Origin of the sequence: Sinomonas flava (assembly GCF_039531875.1) — a bacterium.
GTDB lineage: Bacteria > Actinomycetota > Actinomycetes > Actinomycetales > Micrococcaceae > Sinomonas > Sinomonas flava.
Genome location: NZ_BAAAQW010000011.1, coordinates 34,274 through 48,831, shown reverse-complemented (window position 1 = coordinate 48,831; position 14,558 = coordinate 34,274). Strand labels below are relative to the sequence as shown.

General features: G+C 70.2%; 11 protein-coding genes and 1 riboswitch. Of the genes, 8 read left to right on the top strand and 3 right to left on the bottom strand.

What is annotated here, in order from left to right; all coding sequences use genetic code 11:
- Window positions 1-48 precede the first annotated feature (48 nt).
- Complete coding sequence (locus ABD298_RS16035; protein ID WP_344300782.1) at window positions 49-1,746, bottom strand: NRAMP family divalent metal transporter; 1,698 nt, start codon at window positions 1,744-1,746, stop codon at window positions 49-51.
- 224 nt (window positions 1,747-1,970) lie between these two features.
- Window positions 1,971-2,149: riboswitch (M-box (ykoK) riboswitch) on the bottom strand.
- A gap of 123 nt (window positions 2,150-2,272) precedes the next feature.
- Window positions 2,273-2,569 (bottom strand): hypothetical protein, encoded by a 297-nt coding sequence (locus ABD298_RS16030; protein WP_344300781.1) that lies wholly within the window; start codon window positions 2,567-2,569, stop codon window positions 2,273-2,275.
- 299 nt (window positions 2,570-2,868) lie between these two features.
- On the opposite strand from ABD298_RS16030, the gene adh reads away from it, so the two are divergent.
- The 8 genes from adh (at window position 2,869) to ABD298_RS15990 (ending at window position 13,066) form a co-directional block, all read left to right on the top strand.
- Window positions 2,869-4,392, top strand: coding sequence for an aldehyde dehydrogenase (adh, locus tag ABD298_RS16025; RefSeq protein WP_344300780.1), 1,524 nt, complete (start codon window positions 2,869-2,871; stop codon window positions 4,390-4,392).
- Window positions 4,393-4,534: 142 nt separating this feature from the next.
- Entirely contained in the window at window positions 4,535-5,557 is a 1,023-nt protein-coding gene (gene adhP, locus ABD298_RS16020; RefSeq protein WP_344300779.1) for an alcohol dehydrogenase AdhP, read from the top strand.
- A 5-nt stretch (window positions 5,558-5,562) separates the two neighbouring features.
- Complete coding sequence (locus ABD298_RS16015; RefSeq protein ID WP_344300778.1) at window positions 5,563-5,982, top strand: DUF779 domain-containing protein; 420 nt, start codon at window positions 5,563-5,565, stop codon at window positions 5,980-5,982.
- Between the two features lie 147 nt (window positions 5,983-6,129).
- The gene (locus ABD298_RS16010) at window positions 6,130-8,838 is read left to right on the top strand and encodes an HAD-IC family P-type ATPase (protein WP_344300777.1); all 2,709 of its coding nucleotides are present in this window, start codon (window positions 6,130-6,132) and stop codon (window positions 8,836-8,838) included.
- A gap of 87 nt (window positions 8,839-8,925) precedes the next feature.
- Window positions 8,926-9,600, top strand: a complete 675-nt coding sequence (locus ABD298_RS16005) for a GTP cyclohydrolase II (RefSeq protein WP_344300776.1) — start codon at window positions 8,926-8,928, stop codon at window positions 9,598-9,600.
- The gene (ribD, locus tag ABD298_RS16000) at window positions 9,597-10,091 is read left to right on the top strand and encodes a bifunctional diaminohydroxyphosphoribosylaminopyrimidine deaminase/5-amino-6-(5-phosphoribosylamino)uracil reductase RibD (RefSeq protein ID WP_425564462.1); all 495 of its coding nucleotides are present in this window, start codon (window positions 9,597-9,599) and stop codon (window positions 10,089-10,091) included. Before ABD298_RS16005 ends, ribD begins: the two co-directional genes overlap by 4 nt.
- Before the next feature lie 112 nt (window positions 10,092-10,203).
- Window positions 10,204-11,253 (top strand): glucose 1-dehydrogenase, encoded by a 1,050-nt coding sequence (locus ABD298_RS15995; RefSeq protein WP_344300775.1) that lies wholly within the window; start codon window positions 10,204-10,206, stop codon window positions 11,251-11,253.
- Window position 11,254: 1 nt separating this feature from the next.
- Complete coding sequence (locus ABD298_RS15990; protein WP_344300774.1) at window positions 11,255-13,066, top strand: glycoside hydrolase family 15 protein; 1,812 nt, start codon at window positions 11,255-11,257, stop codon at window positions 13,064-13,066.
- A gap of 78 nt (window positions 13,067-13,144) precedes the next feature.
- On the opposite strand, the gene ABD298_RS15985 is transcribed toward ABD298_RS15990, so the two are convergent.
- Window positions 13,145-14,509: an MFS transporter gene (locus ABD298_RS15985; protein WP_344300772.1), complete on the bottom strand. Its 1,365-nt coding sequence runs from the start codon at window positions 14,507-14,509 to the stop codon at window positions 13,145-13,147.
- Window positions 14,510-14,558: the final 49 nt, after the last annotated feature.

Sequence of the window (14,558 nt, the reverse complement as noted above, 5' to 3'; positions counted from 1 at the left end):
AGGTGACTGTATGCCACCGCCGGACGCCTCAGGGAGGGAAGATTCGGGTCAGGCGACGGCGAGCTGGACCACACGGACGATGACCAGGATCATCGCCACGAGCAGGTACAGGCGGAGGACGCTCAGGCCTGCGCGGCGCGCCACCGACAGCTGCGGCCGTTCGAGCAGCGCCAGCGGGGGCATCCGCCACCGGGAGCGCTGGGAACGGTCCACCGGCTCCTCCGGTACGAGCCTGCCCGTGGCCCGGGCGCGTGCCCGGACCACCACGAGGGCGATGGCGGCCAAGACTGCCAGCGCGGCGCCGCCGCCGAGGATCTCCAGGATGGTGGCTCCGTCGATGTCCGGGAACAGCACCGCGGCGGTGAGCACCACCGACAGGATCACGAGGACGGCGATGACCGCGGACGTGAAGGCGTTCATCGCGCGTCCGTTCACCCACGGGCCCATGACCTGCCGGTCGTTGCACAGCAGCAGGAGGAATACCGTGGCCGAGGGCAGCAGCACCCCGGCGAGGACCTGCACGCCGACCGTGAGGAGGCCGAGGGGGCTGCCCGGGATGACCACGATGACGGCCGATACCAGGATGACCGCTGCGAATGCGGCGTAGAAGCCCTTGGCCTCGCTGGGCTTGCGGTGGAGGGAGTGCTTGAGGCCGAGGACGTCGCCGAGCGCGTACGAGGTCGAGAGGCCAACGGCCGCGGCGCCGATGATGGAGGCGTCAATGAGCGCGAGCGCGAACAGGATGCCGGCGAGGTGGCCCACATACTTGCCCAGACCTTCCGCGACCCCGCCAGCGTCGGTGAACTGGCCGAACTCGGGCTGTCCGGCGAACGCGAAGGCTGTGAAGGAGATGATGGCCGCGGCGCCGAGGACCACGATGACGATCCCGAGCCAGAGGTCCACGCGCTCGTACTTCATGTAACGCGGGGTGATGCGCTTGTCGATCACGTAGGACTGCTGGAAGAACAGCTGCCAGGGCGCGATGGTCGTGCCCACGATCGCGATGATCAGCAGGGTGACATCGGCGATATCGGAGCCTGCCGGGATGCCCGGCACCACGAAGTCGTGCGCCATCTGCCCGTAGTCCGGGCTGCTCATGAAGAACACCGGGACCAGCAGCACCGAGCCTGCGACCAGCGCCAGGCAGACCCGTTCGAAGCGCTGGAATGAGCCGGTGCTTGCCGCACCGACGACGAAGAGCGCCGCGACGACGACTCCGCCCACCTTCGGCACGCCGAGGTAGTCCAAGCCGATCGAGATGCCGATGAACTCCGTGACGATCGTGAGGGCGTTGAGGATGAACAGGTCAATCGCGCTGAACGCGCCCCAGAACTTCCCGAACCGCTCGAGGATGAGCCGGGCGTGGCCCACGCCGGTGACGACGCCGAGGCGCAGCACCATCTCCTGGTTGACGTACAGGACCGGGACCAAGAGGAGCAGGGTCCACAGCAGGGACGTCCCGTAGTTCTGGCCGGCCTGGGTATAGGTGCCGAACGCTCCGGCATCGTTGTCGCCGACCATGACAATCAGGCCGGGCCCGACGATGGCCAGGAGGGTCTTCAGCCGGGCCTTCCAGCTCGCCTGTGCCGAGGAGTCCTCGAGCTGGATGGTGCCGAAGGCACCCTTGATGTCGCCAATGTGCGCGGAATCAAGGACCGCGGAGGCGTTGGCGCGAGTCTGGGAGGCGGGGGGCTGTGTGTCGCGGCGGCCGGGCGGCGCCATCTTGTTCGGGGGGACCGTGGGCATGGTGGCCTGCTTCCTCCCGGCGGTTGCCGGGCATCCATGAAGCGGGCATGCCGGAAGGGCCCGGCTGGGGCGTCGCCGGCATGCGTCGAGGAGGTGGGGCGGCTGGAGAAAAGGTCCAGTCAGAAAGTGCGTCGGCAGGAGGTACTATCGCCGCTCGCCATGGCGAACCACCTCCTGAGCATCGTCATCGCGTGCCTCGGGGGGCTCTGGGCAGACCGCCCAGGATTGCCCTTCCTCGTAAGACCTTTGGCACTTCGCGTCGTGACCTCGGGGCCGGTGCCTCGAGGAGCCAATCGGGGTTGCCCCTTGGATCCGGGGCAGCCTGTCCTGACCCGTGGCGTCTCTCGACGTTTGGGGTCGCTGGCTTCTGTACGCGAAGGAGCCTCAGCTAACGAACGGCACCTTGCGACCGCCATGGTACACGGCGAACCTCCGCGTCAGACACAGGGAACGGGCCCACGTCCCGGCAAGCGTTTCCCGGTTGCGGACTGGCAGGCTGCGGGCGGCAGATGCGCTGCCAGCCGGTTCAGCTTCCTGCGCCGGAGAGGACCATGAGCGGGATGGCCGGCAGCGCGGCGGCCAGGATCAGCGCCAGGAACAGCGTCCCGACGGCGTTGAACCATCTGCCGTTCACGTGCTCGCCCATGTAGTTCCGGTCATTTGCGACGATCATGATCGGGATGTGGGTCAGCGGCAGCGCGACTGCCGAGAGGATCACAGAGACTTCGGTGAGCTGGACCGGGTCGAATGCGGCCAGATTCGCCAGGGCATCGCGGGGCCCGAGCCGCTCCCGGATGACCTCGAAGACTGCTCGCCCGCTCACGGCGGCCACCCGCCCGGACATCTCGGCGTCGCACTCAGGATTCCGAGCGCGACGCCCAAAAGCCTCTTCACCTCCGAGCCTCCTCTCATCGGCCGAGCCGAGGCAGACTCGCGGGATGCTGACCTGACCCCCTCGGAATTTCCGCTTCCGCCCGGGGCAAGCCGATCGGCCTGTGACACCCGCCACACTCGTGCAACCAGTCCGCAACCTCACCGCTCCTACGCTCGGTGCAACGCCGGTCCACCGGCCACCTCGGCCGGCACCACCGGCCACAGGCACAGAGACAAGGGAGTTTCGCCATGACCGTCTACGCATTCCCCGGCACAGAAGGCAGCAAGGTCACCTTCAAGGACCGCTACGAGAACTACATCGGCGGCGAATGGGTCGCTCCGGTCGGCGGGGAGTACTTCGAGAACGTCACCCCGGTCACCGGCAAGGTGTTCTGCGAGGTCGCGCGCTCGCAGGCGGCGGACATCGAGCTCGCCCTCGACGCCGCCCACAAGGCCGCCCCGGGCTGGGGCAAGACCAGCGTCGCTGAGCGCGCGCTCATCCTGCACCGCATCGCGGACCGCATCGAGGAGAACCTCGAGACCCTCGCCGTCGCCGAGACCTGGGACAATGGCAAGCCCGTCCGCGAGACCCTGGCCGCGGACCTGCCGCTCGCCGTCGACCACTTCCGCTACTACGCCGGCGCGATCCGCGCCCAGGAGGGCTCGCTCTCCCAGATCGACGAGAACACCACCGCGTACCACTTCCACGAGCCGCTCGGCGTGGTCGGGCAGATCATCCCGTGGAACTTCCCGCTCCTGATGGCCACGTGGAAGCTGGCCCCCGCGCTCGCGGCGGGCAACGCCGTCGTGCTCAAGCCCGCCGAGCAGACCCCGGCGAGCGTCCTGGTCCTGGCCGAGATCATCGGCGACCTCCTCCCGGCCGGCGTGCTGAACATCGTCAACGGATTCGGCGTCGAGGCCGGCAAGCCGCTCGCCTCCTCCCCGCGCATCCGCAAGATCGCCTTCACCGGCGAGACCACCACGGGCCGGCTCATCATGCAGTACGCGTCCCAGAACCTCATCCCCGTCACGCTCGAGCTCGGCGGGAAGAGCCCGAACATCTTCTTCGACGACATCGCCGCCAAGGATGACGCGTTCTACGACAAGGCCCAGGAGGGCTTCACCCTCTTCGCGCTCAACCAGGGCGAGGTCTGCACCTGCCCGTCCCGGGCGCTGGTCCAGGAGGGCATCTACGAGAAGTTCCTCGGCGACGTCGTGGAGCGGACCAAGGCCATCAAGCAGGGCAACCCCCTCGACACCGAGACGATGATCGGCGCGCAGGCCTCCAACGACCAGCTCGAGAAGATCCTCTCCTACATCGAGATCGGCAAGGCCGAAGGTGCCAAGGTCCTCGCCGGCGGCAAGCGGGCCGAGCTGCCCGGCGAGCTCGCGGGCGGCTACTACGTCGAGCCCACCGTCTTCGAGGGCAACAACAGGATGCGCATCTTCCAGGAGGAGATCTTCGGCCCGGTCGTCTCGGTCACGAGCTTCTCGGACTACGAGGAGGCGCTCGAGATCGCCAACGACACCCTCTACGGCCTCGGCGCCGGCGTCTGGTCCCGCGACGGCAACACCGCGTACCGCGCCGGCCGCGACATCCAGGCCGGGCGCGTCTGGGTGAACAACTACCACGCCTACCCCGCGCACGCCGCGTTCGGCGGGTACAAGTCCTCCGGGATCGGCCGCGAGACCCACCTCATGATGCTCGAGCACTACCAGCAGACCAAGAACCTGCTTGTCTCCTACGCGGAGTCCAAGCTCGGCTTCTTCTAGAGCGCACGGCGGTTGAGCGGAGCGAAGCGGAGTCGAATCCTCCGTGGTTTCGACTCCGCTCAACCACCGGCTCCGCCCAACCACCGGCTCGGCTCAACCACCGGCTCCGCCCAACCACCGCAACATGCAAGGGAGCATGACCATGACCAGCACCTTCAAGGCCGCCGTCGTCCACACCTTCGGAGACCAGCTCTCCGTCGACGAGCTGCAGATCCCCACGCCCGGCCCCGGGCAGGCGCTCGTGAAGCTCATCTCGAGCGGCGTCTGCCACACCGACCTCCACGCGGCCCAGGGCGACTGGCCCGTCAAGCCGAAGCTCCCGCTCGTGCCCGGCCATGAGGGCGTCGGCACCGTCGTCTCGGTCGGCGAGGGCGTCACGGATGTCAAGGAGGGCGACCTCATCGGCAACGCGTGGCTGTGGAGCGCCTGCGGCACGTGCGAGTACTGCCGCACCGGCTGGGAGACGCTGTGCGAGTCGCAGCAGAACGGCGGCTACGGCGTGGACGGCTCGTTCGGCGAGTACATGCTCGTGGACACGAAGTTCGCCGCACGCATCCCCGAGGGCGCGGACCCGTACGAGGTCGCCCCGGTCCTGTGCGCCGGCGTCACCGTGTACAAGGGCCTCAAGCAGACCGAGGTCCGCCCCGGCGAGTGGGTCGTCATCTCCGGCATCGGCGGCCTCGGGCACATCGCGGTGCAGTACGCCGTGGCGATGGGCATGCGCGTCGCGGCCGTGGACGTCGCGGACGAGAAGCTCGCCCTGGCGAAGAAGCACGGCGCCGAGGTCACCGTCAACGCGTTCGCCGAGGATCCGGCCGAGGCCATCCAGAAGGCCACCGGCGGCGCCCACGGCGTTCTCGTCACCGCCGTGCACCCGGCCGCGTTCGGCCAGGCCATCGGCATGACCCGCCGCGGCGGCACCATCGTCTTCAACGGCCTGCCCCCGGGCGACTTCCCGGCCCCGATCTTCGACATCGTGCTCAAGGGCCTCACGATCCGCGGCTCGATCGTCGGCACGCGGCAGGACCTCGAGGAGGCACTCGACTTCTACGCCCGCGGCCTCATCCACCCCACGTTCCACACGCGGGAGCTGGAGGAGATCAACCAGGTCTTCGACGAGATGCACCACGCCAAGATCGACGGCCGCGTGGTCATCAAGTACTGATCACCATGGACCGGGAAGCTCGCACAGTGTCTGCGGCCGCAGCCCTGCACGCCCGGCCGGTGCGGCCGGGGGAGGACTTCTCCCGGGTCGCGCTGACCGAGCCGGCCCTGAACCTTCTGGCGAAGCTCTGGGAACGGCACGGGCCGCTCATGTTCCACCAGTCCGGCGGGTGCTGCGACGGGTCCGCGCCCATGTGCTACCCCGCCGGCGACTTCCTCACGGGCGACGCCGACGAGCTCCTCGGGCTCTTCGACCTCCCGGGCCGGGGCGAGCTTGGGTTCTGGATGTCGAAGGAGCAGTTCTCGTACTGGTCCCACACGCACCTCACGGTGGACGTGGTGGCGGGGCGGGGGAGCGGCTTCTCCCTCGAGGCCCCCGAGGGGAAGCGGTTCCTGATCCGCAGCGAGATCCTGGACGTGCCGTAGGCGCGTTCCTTCCTGCTCGCATTGACTCCCACCAGGCGGCGTGTCGCGGTCGACACGCCGCCTGGCCGCGCCACCTGCCGAGCAACGTGGGCAGGATCGCACGTGCCCTCCTTTGACACCCCTCGCGGGCCGGGCGAAGCTGGCCGCGTGAGCGAGAACCATCACGGCCTGAGCGTGCACGAGGTGGTCCTGCTCCTCGAGACCGACCCGCGCGAAGGCCTCGACGATTCCGAGGTCGGACGCCGCCGTGAGCAGTTCGGCGAGAATCGCCTCCCCGGGGCACGGGGCAACGGGACCGTGCGGCGCGTGTGGGGCCAGATCAACAACCCCCTCATCTACGTGCTCCTGGCCGCCGGGGCGGTGACCACGTACCTCGGCGAGGCCGTGGACGCGACGGTGATCTTCGGCGTCGTGCTCGTGAACATGGTGGTGGGATTCATCCAGGAGTCCCGCGCCGAGTCCGCGCTCGACGCCCTCCGCACCATGGTGGCCACCCCCGCAACCGTGGTGCGCGCCGGCCGGCGGCAGACCGTGCCCTCCGAGGACCTCGTGCCCGGCGACCTCCTCCTGCTCGAGGCCGGGGACCGGGTTCCCGCGGATGCGCGGCTCGTGGCCCACGCCGAGCTGCGCGTCGACGAGTCGGCGCTGACGGGCGAGTCCGAGCCCGTCACCAAGAACGAGACCGTCCTGCCCATCCCCACCCCGGTGGCCGACCGCAGCAACATGGTCTACAGCGGCACCCTCGTCAGCGCGGGCACGGGCGCTGCCGTGGCGGTCAAGACGGGCGCCGAGACGGAGATCGGCCAGATCCACCGGCTCGTCGGCTCGGTCCGCGGCGTCGAGACCCCGCTGACGCAGAAGCTCGCCCGCTTCAGCGCGTTCCTGACCGTTGCGATCCTGGCCCTCGCGGCCGTGACGTTCGCGGTCGGCGTCGTGCGCGGCGAGCATCCCGCGGACATGTTCACGGCCGCGGTCGCGCTCGCCGTGGGCGCCATCCCCGAGGGCCTGCAGGCCGCGGTCACGGTCACGCTCGCGATCGGCGTGAGCCGGATGGCCCGCCGCCGTGCCGTGGTGCGGCGGCTGCCGGTGGTCGAGACGCTCGGCAGCACCACCGTGATCTGCTCCGACAAGACCGGCACCTTCACCGAGAACCAGATGACGGTGCTCCACGTCTGGACGCCCGGCGGCTCCTACTCCGTCACCGGGACGGGCTACACCCCGGAGGGGCAGCTCCTCGACGCATCCGGGCAGCCCGTGGACCTCACGGCGCACGACGGCGGCGGCCCCCTCCACGCCGCCCTCGTCGCCGGGGCGGTGTGCGGCGACGCGACGCTGGCCCTGCACGACGGCGGCTGGCGCGCCTCGGGCGACCCGACCGAGATCGCGATGGTGGTCGCCGCGGCGAAGGCAGGCGTCACGCGCGAGGAGTTCGAGGGCACCCACCCGCGCGCGGCGTCGGTGCCGTTCAGCTCGGAGCGGCAGTTCATGGCGACCGCCCACCACGACCCGGCCGGCGGCGGCGGCATCGTGTTCGCGAAGGGCTCCGTGGAGAGCATCCTGCGCCTGTGCTCGGGCCGGCTCGGCGCGGACGGCACCGTCCAGCCGCTGGACCCGGAGGCAGTGCACGGCATCGCCGCCGGGCGCGCAGGGGAGGGGCTGCGCGTCCTCGCAACCGCGGTGCGCCGGCAGGACGGCGCCGTGCTCGACGAGTCCACCCTGCCCGGATCCATGCTCCTGACCGGCATGGTGGCCATGCAGGATCCACCCCGCACCGCCGTCGCCTCGGCCGTGCGCGCGTGCCGGGAAGCGGGGATCACGGTCAAGATGATCACCGGCGACCACGCGGCCACCGCGACCGCGATCGCCCACCGGGTGGGCCTGCTCGACGGCGAGCCCGGCCACGCCGCCGGGCAGGGCCTTGTCCTCAACGGCCCCGCGCTCGAGGCGCTCGACGGCGCGGACTACGACCGCGCCGTCGAGCGTGCCCGGGTCTTCGCCAGGGTGTCCCCCGAGCAGAAGCTCAGGCTCATCGCCTCGATGCAGTCCCAGGGGAACGTCGTGGCGATGACGGGCGACGGCGTCAACGACGCCCCCGCGCTGCGGCAGGCCGACATCGGGATCGCCATGGGACGCGGCGGGACCGAGGCGGCCAAGGAGGCCGCCGACATGGTGCTGACCGACGACGACTTCTCCACGATCGAGGCCGCCGTCGAGGAGGGCCGCGGGGTCTTCGACAACCTCACGAAGTTCATCGTGTGGACCCTGCCGACCAACATGGCGGAGGGCCTCGTGATCCTCGTGGCCATCCTGCTCGGGACCACGCTGCCCATCCTCCCGACCCAGATCCTGTGGATCAACATGACCACGGCCGTTGCCCTGGGGCTCATGCTCGCGTTCGAGCCCAAGGAACCCGGCATCATGACGCGGCGGCCGCGCGCGCCGGACCGGCCGCTGCTGACGTGGCCGCTCCTGCGGCGCACCGGCCTCGTCTCGGCGCTCCTCCTCGCCGGCGCGTGGGCCGGGTTCCACTGGGCGCTGGGGCAGGGCGCCTCCGACGGCGAGGCCCGCACCCTCGCCGTGAACCTGTTCGTCGCGGTCGAGGCGGTCTACCTCTTCGGCTGCCGGTCGCTGCGCCGGTTCGGGCAGCCGGGTGGGCCGTTCAGCAACCGGTGGCTCATCCTCGGCGTCTCCGTCCAGGCCCTCGCGCAGCTCGCGCTCACCTACGTCCCGGCCATGAACGCACTCTTCCAGACCGCGCCGATCGGATGGCAGGCCTGGCTCGCGATCCTCGCGGCGGCGGTGGCGACGGGCGTCGTGGTCGCCGTGGACAAGAGGGTGGGCTCGGGGGAGTTCTGAGACGCCGACGTCACGAATGCCGCCAATGCTTGATGCCTCAACCAATCTGCCCTAGCATTGATTGAAGATTCAAGCATTGGAGTGTCCATGTCCCAGCCTGCCGCCCTGAACGGTTCCGCCGCCGCGACCGTCCGCACGCGCGTCCGCGTGCCGCTGCGCTTCCCCGACGGCTACGAGACCGTTGCCGACGTCTTCACGTTCCACGGCCTTGCCGATGGCAAGGAGCACCTGCTCCTCGGCCTCGGCGACTGGGAGGCGCATGACGCCGCGGCGGCCGTCCCGCTCGTACGCCCCCACAGCGAGTGCCTCACCGGAGACGTGTTCGGCTCCCAGCGCTGCGACTGCGGGCCCCAGCTCCGTGAGGCCGCCGAGCGCATCACCGAGGCCGGAGGCTTCCTCCTCTACCTCCGCCAGGAGGGCCGGGGGATCGGGCTGTACTCCAAGCTCGACGCCTACGCCCTCCAGGACGCCGGCCTCGACACCTACGAGGCCAACACGGCGCTCGGCCACGGGGAGGACGAGCGCGACTACACGGCCGCCGCCCAGATGCTCGCCGCGGTGGGAGTCGGGCAGATCCGCCTGCTCTCCAACAACCCGGACAAGGCTGGCCAGCTCGAGCGGCTGGGCGTCGCGGTCGCCGAGCGTGTCCCCACGGGCGTCCACGTCTCGGAGTCCAACGTCCGCTACCTCGCCGCGAAGCGGGACCACACCTCCCACAGCATCGACCTCGATACCGCCTTCTCCCTGGGGGTGACCGCGTGACCGAGGTCCTGTCCGCGCCCGAGGCCGCGGCCGGCGTCGTGCGCTACAGCGAGGAGGAAGCGATGCGCCGCGCGCTGCGGCTCGCCGCGACCCCGGGCGTCCCGCTCGGCCCGAACCCCCGTGTGGGCTGCGTGCTGCTGACGCACGACGGCGAGCTGGTCGCCGAGGGCTTCCACCGCGGCGCCGGGACGGCCCACGCCGAGGCGGACGCGCTCGCGCGAGCCGGCGAGGCGGCCCGCGGCACGATCGCGCTCGTCACGCTCGAACCGTGCAACCACACCGGGCGCACGGGACCCTGCGCGCAGGCGCTCATCGCGGCGGGCGTGGACCGGGTGGTGTACGCCCTCTCCGACCCCAACCCGCTCGCCCAGGGCGGTGCTCAGACGCTCCGCACCGCCGGAATCGGCGTCGAGGGCGGCCTGCTCGAGGCGGAGGCGCGCGAGGTCAACGCGGGCTGGCTCGAGAGCATCCGGCACCCCGCTTCGGCCTGACTCCCCGCGCTGCCTGCGCGGAGGCTGGGAATGCGTTTCACCCCACCCCACGCAGGGGAAGGCGTGAGCGTCCGCAAGAGGTGCGAGCGCGATCGTGTGCGAGGTGAATCTGGTGAAGGCATTGGGTGTGACGCCGGGCGTGAAGGACTCCCTGGAACTGCTCGAGATGGACGAGCCTGCCGAGTCGGAAGGGGAAGTCCTGGTCGAGACCCTCGCGGTCGGCCTCTGCGGGACGGACAAGGAGATTGTCTCCGCCCAGTACGGCGAGGCCCCGCCGGGGGCCAAGCACCTGGTCCTCGGGCACGAGAACCTCGGCCGCGTCGTCTCGGCCCCCGAAGGCTCGGGCCTGGCCGAGGGGGACCTTGTCGTCGGGATCGTGCGGCGCCCCGACCCGGTGCCGTGCGAGGCCTGCGCCGCGGGGCAGTGGGACATGTGCCGCAACGGCAAGTACACCGAGCACGGCATCAAGGGACTGAACGGGTTCGCGCGGGAACGCTTCCGGGCCGACGCCGACGCGCTCGTGAAGCTGGACCGGGGCCTTGAGCGGATCGGCGTCCTCCTCGAGCCCACGACCATCGTCGCCAAGGCGTGGCAGCACGCCGAGGCCATCGGCAAACGGGCGTTCTACGATCCGAAGGTCGCCGTGGTGACCGGCGCCGGGCCGGTCGGGCTGCTGGCCGCGCTGCTCGGGGTCCAGCGGGGCCTCGACGTGCACGTCTACGACCGGGTCACGGACGGCCCCAAGCCTGACCTCGTACGGGACCTCGGCGCCACCTACCACACGGATTCCCTCACGGACTCGGGTGTCCGCGCGGACGTGCTCATCGAGTGCACCGGCGTGCCGTCGGTGGTGATGGAGACGATCACGGAGCACGCGCTCGACGCCATCACATGCCTCACGGGGGTCTCCTCGATTGGGAAGACGCTGCCCGTGGACGTCGGGGCGGCCAACCGGGAAGCGGTCCTGGGCAACGACGTCGTCTTCGGCTCGGTCAACGCGAACCGGAGCCACTACGAGGCCGCCGCTGCGGCCTTGGCGAAGGCCGACGCCGACTGGCTGGCACGCCTGATCACGCGGCGGGTGCCGCTCGCCGACTTCGGGAACGCGTTCGAGCACGAGAAGAACGACGTCAAGGTGGTCCTGGACGTCAAGGAGGCCTGAGATGAGCCGGATCGAGGACTACGCGATCATCGGCGACCTCCACACGGCGGCCCTCGTGGCCCGGAATGGGTCCATCGACTGGCTCTGCCTGCCCAACTTCGATTCCCCCGCCTGCTTCGCCGCGCTGCTCGCGGACTCCGAGGCCGGCCGATGGCTGCTCGCTCCGAAGGGCGCCACGACGTGCACGCGCCGGCAGTACCGGGACAACACCCTCGTGCTGGAGACCGAGTGGGAGACGGACGACGGCGCGGTGCGGGTCCTGGACTTCATGCCGCCGAGGGACGGGGTGGCCGACCTTGTGAGGATCGTCGAGGGCATCCGCGGCTCGGTGACGATGGCCCTCGAGCTCGTCCTGCGGTTCGACTACGGGCACATCGTGCCGTGGGTCCGCCGCAGCGGCAGGGGGCTGCACGCGGTCGCGGGCCCGGACTCGGTCTACCTGGCGAGCGACGTGCCGGTCCACGGCGAGCACATGCGCACGCGCGGCGAGTTCACGGTGGGCGAAGGGGACCGTGTGTCGTTCGTGCTCACCTGGGCGCCCAGCCATGCGCAGCAGCCCCGGACGGTGGATCCGGACAAGGTGCTGAAGGGGACCACCGACTACTGGACGGGGTGGTCATCGAGGAGCAGGGCGGGCGGGCCGCACAAGGACGCGGTCCAGCGTTCCCTCATCACGCTCAAGGCGCTCACCTACATGCCCACCGGCGGCATCGTCGCAGCTGCCACGACCTCGCTCCCGGAGCAGATCGGCGGCCCGAGGAACTGGGACTACCGGTACTGCTGGCTCAGGGACGCGACGTGGACCCTGCAGTCGCTCATCGCAGGCGGCTATACCGACGAGGCGGTGGCGTGGCGGAACTGGCTGCTCCGCGCCGTCGCCGGTGATCCCGCGGACCTCCAGATCATGTACTCGCTCCACGGGGCCCGCCGGCTGCCGGAGGCCGAGCTCGACTGGCTCTCGGGCTATGAGGGGTCGAGGCCCGTCCGAACCGGGAACGCTGCCGCAGGCCAGTTCCAGCTCGACGTCTGGGGCGAGGTCCTGGACGGCCTCGCCCTGACCCGCAGCAGCCTCGTGGCGGACCACGACGAGTCGTGGGACCTGCAGACCGCGATCATGGAGCACCTCGAGAAGATCTGGGACCAGCCGGACAACGGCCTCTGGGAGATGCGCGGACCGCGGCGGCACTTCACCCATTCGAAGGTGATGGCGTGGGCGGGCGCGGACCGCATGGTGAAGGGGATCCGGAAGTCCGGCCTGCCCGGTCCCGCGGACCGGTGGGCCGAGCTGCGCGACCGGATCCACGACGACGTCATGCGCCACGGTTTCGACGAGAAGCGCAACACGTTCGTCCAGTCGTACGGCAGCGACGAGCTCGACGCGAGCCTGCTCCTGATCCCGCGCGTGGGCTTCCTGCCCAAGGACGACCCGCGCGTCATCGGCACGATCGAGGCGATCCAGCGGGAGCTCACCGAGGACGGGTTCGTGCTCCGCTATCGGCCCGAGGCCAGCGACGACGGCCTCCCGGGGCGCGAGGGCGTGTTCGTGGCGTGCTCGTTCTGGCTCGTCGAGGCGCTGATCGGCGCAAGGCGGCACGACGAGGCCGGCGAACTCTTCGAGCGCCTCCTGACACTGCGCAACGACGTGGGCCTCTTCAGCGAGGAGTGGGACCCTCAGGCGTCCCGCCAGCTGGGGAACACCCCGCAGGCCTTCAGCCATTTCGCCCTCATCACGACGGCCCTCCAGCTGCACCAGGGCGACGCCCGCGACAGCGACACGCCCGTGAGGAAGAGCCACGGGCAGCAACAGGCCTGACCCCTCAACGTAACAACGTTGAGGGGTCATTTCCCTGCCCTTGCGGGGTCGCGTCCGTGCCCTTGCGGGGTCGCGTCCCTACTTCGAGCCGTGGACCTGGTTGCCCAGCTCGTGGATCGGGGTCCGGTAGGTCTCCCGGGCCCAGAGGGCGCCGATGAGGGCCAGGACGGTCGAGCCGGCGACGATCCAGGCGGCGGGCCCCCAGTTGGCGGCGGTGCCGCCGACGAGCGCGGTGCCGAGGAGCGGCGTGAAGCCAGCGCAGAGGATGCCGATCTGCAGGCCGATCGCCATGCCCGAGTAGCGGACGCGGACGTTGAACAGCTCGGCGAACCAGGCCGGGTAGATCGCATTGGACATCGCGTACGTGCCGGCGGTGATGAGCGTGGAGACCACGAACACGAGGGGGATGTTCGCCGTCGAGATCGCCCAGAAGTAGACGAAGATCAGCGCGCCGGAGCCGATGATGCCGGCGATGAAGATCGGCCGGCGGCCGAACTTGTCCGCGAAGTAGGCGGAAAGCGGCTGGGTGGCGATCGCGATGACGTTCCCGAGGATGCTCACCCAGAGCATGGTCTGGGCGTTGATGCCCACGGAGACGGCGTAGGCGAGGCCGAAGGACTGCATGAACGTGTTCGTGACGGTCTCGAAGGACATGAGCGCGACCTGGAAGAACTGCGCCGGGTGCGTCTTGAGCATCTCCATGAAGGGCAGCTTCACGAGGTCCTTGTGCTGGGCCTTCTCCTCGAAGACCTCGGGCTCCTCGAGCGAGCGGCGCACGAGGTACGCGACGATGAGGACCACGAGCGAGGACCAGAACGGGATGCGCCAGCCCCACGCGAGACGGTCGGCCTCGCTCATCGCGGCGACAGGGAGGAACACGAGGGACGCCAGGACGATGCCGGTCGAGATGCCGCTCATCGCGAAGGACGGGAAGAACGCGCGGCGCCCGACCGGGGACTCCTCCATCGTCAGCGCGGAGGCGCCTGCGGTCTCGGCCCCGGCGGAGAGGCCCTGCAGGAGGCGCAGCGCGACGAGGAGGACCGGGGCGAGGTACCCAGCGGCGTGGAAGTCCGGCAGGACGCCGATGAGGAAGGTCGCCGCCCCCATGAGGACCAGGGTCATGACGAGCGTGTTCTTGCGCCCGATCCGGTCGCCGAGGTGGCCGAACACGATCGCGCCGAACGGGCGGGCCACGTAGGCGAGGCCGAAGGTCGCGAATGCCGAGATCTGCGCCACGACCGGGTCCCCGGCCGGGAAGAAGATCTTGGAGAAGATGAGCGACGCCGCCGTCGCGTAGACGAAGAAGTCGTAGTACTCGAGGGCGCCTCCGAGGAACGCCGCGAGCGCGGCCTTCTTGGCGCGGCGGAGCCGGCGCGCCTGCTCCTCGGGGGTCTTGACGTCCGGGTCGACGATGCCGGACAGGTTGCCTGGCAGGTTGCTCATGTGCTCGCCTTTCATGCGGGGCGGGACGGGAGGGGTGGAACGGAAGGGG

Bases quoted from the DNA above. Each gene is read 5' to 3' on its own strand.
- adhP (WP_344300779.1), top strand. From the start codon at position 4,535: ATGACCAGCACCTTCAAGGCCGCCGTCGTCCACACCTTCGGAGACCAG.
- ABD298_RS16035 (WP_344300782.1), bottom strand. From the start codon at position 1,746: ATGCCCACGGTCCCCCCGAACAAGATGGCGCCGCCCGGCCGCCGCGAC.
- ABD298_RS15985 (WP_344300772.1), bottom strand. From the start codon at position 14,509: ATGAGCAACCTGCCAGGCAACCTGTCCGGCATCGTCGACCCGGACGTC.
- adh (WP_344300780.1), top strand. From the start codon at position 2,869: ATGACCGTCTACGCATTCCCCGGCACAGAAGGCAGCAAGGTCACCTTC.
- ABD298_RS16005 (WP_344300776.1), top strand. From the start codon at position 8,926: ATGTCCCAGCCTGCCGCCCTGAACGGTTCCGCCGCCGCGACCGTCCGC.
- ABD298_RS15990 (WP_344300774.1), top strand. From the start codon at position 11,255: ATGAGCCGGATCGAGGACTACGCGATCATCGGCGACCTCCACACGGCG.
- ABD298_RS16015 (WP_344300778.1), top strand. From the start codon at position 5,563: ATGGACCGGGAAGCTCGCACAGTGTCTGCGGCCGCAGCCCTGCACGCC.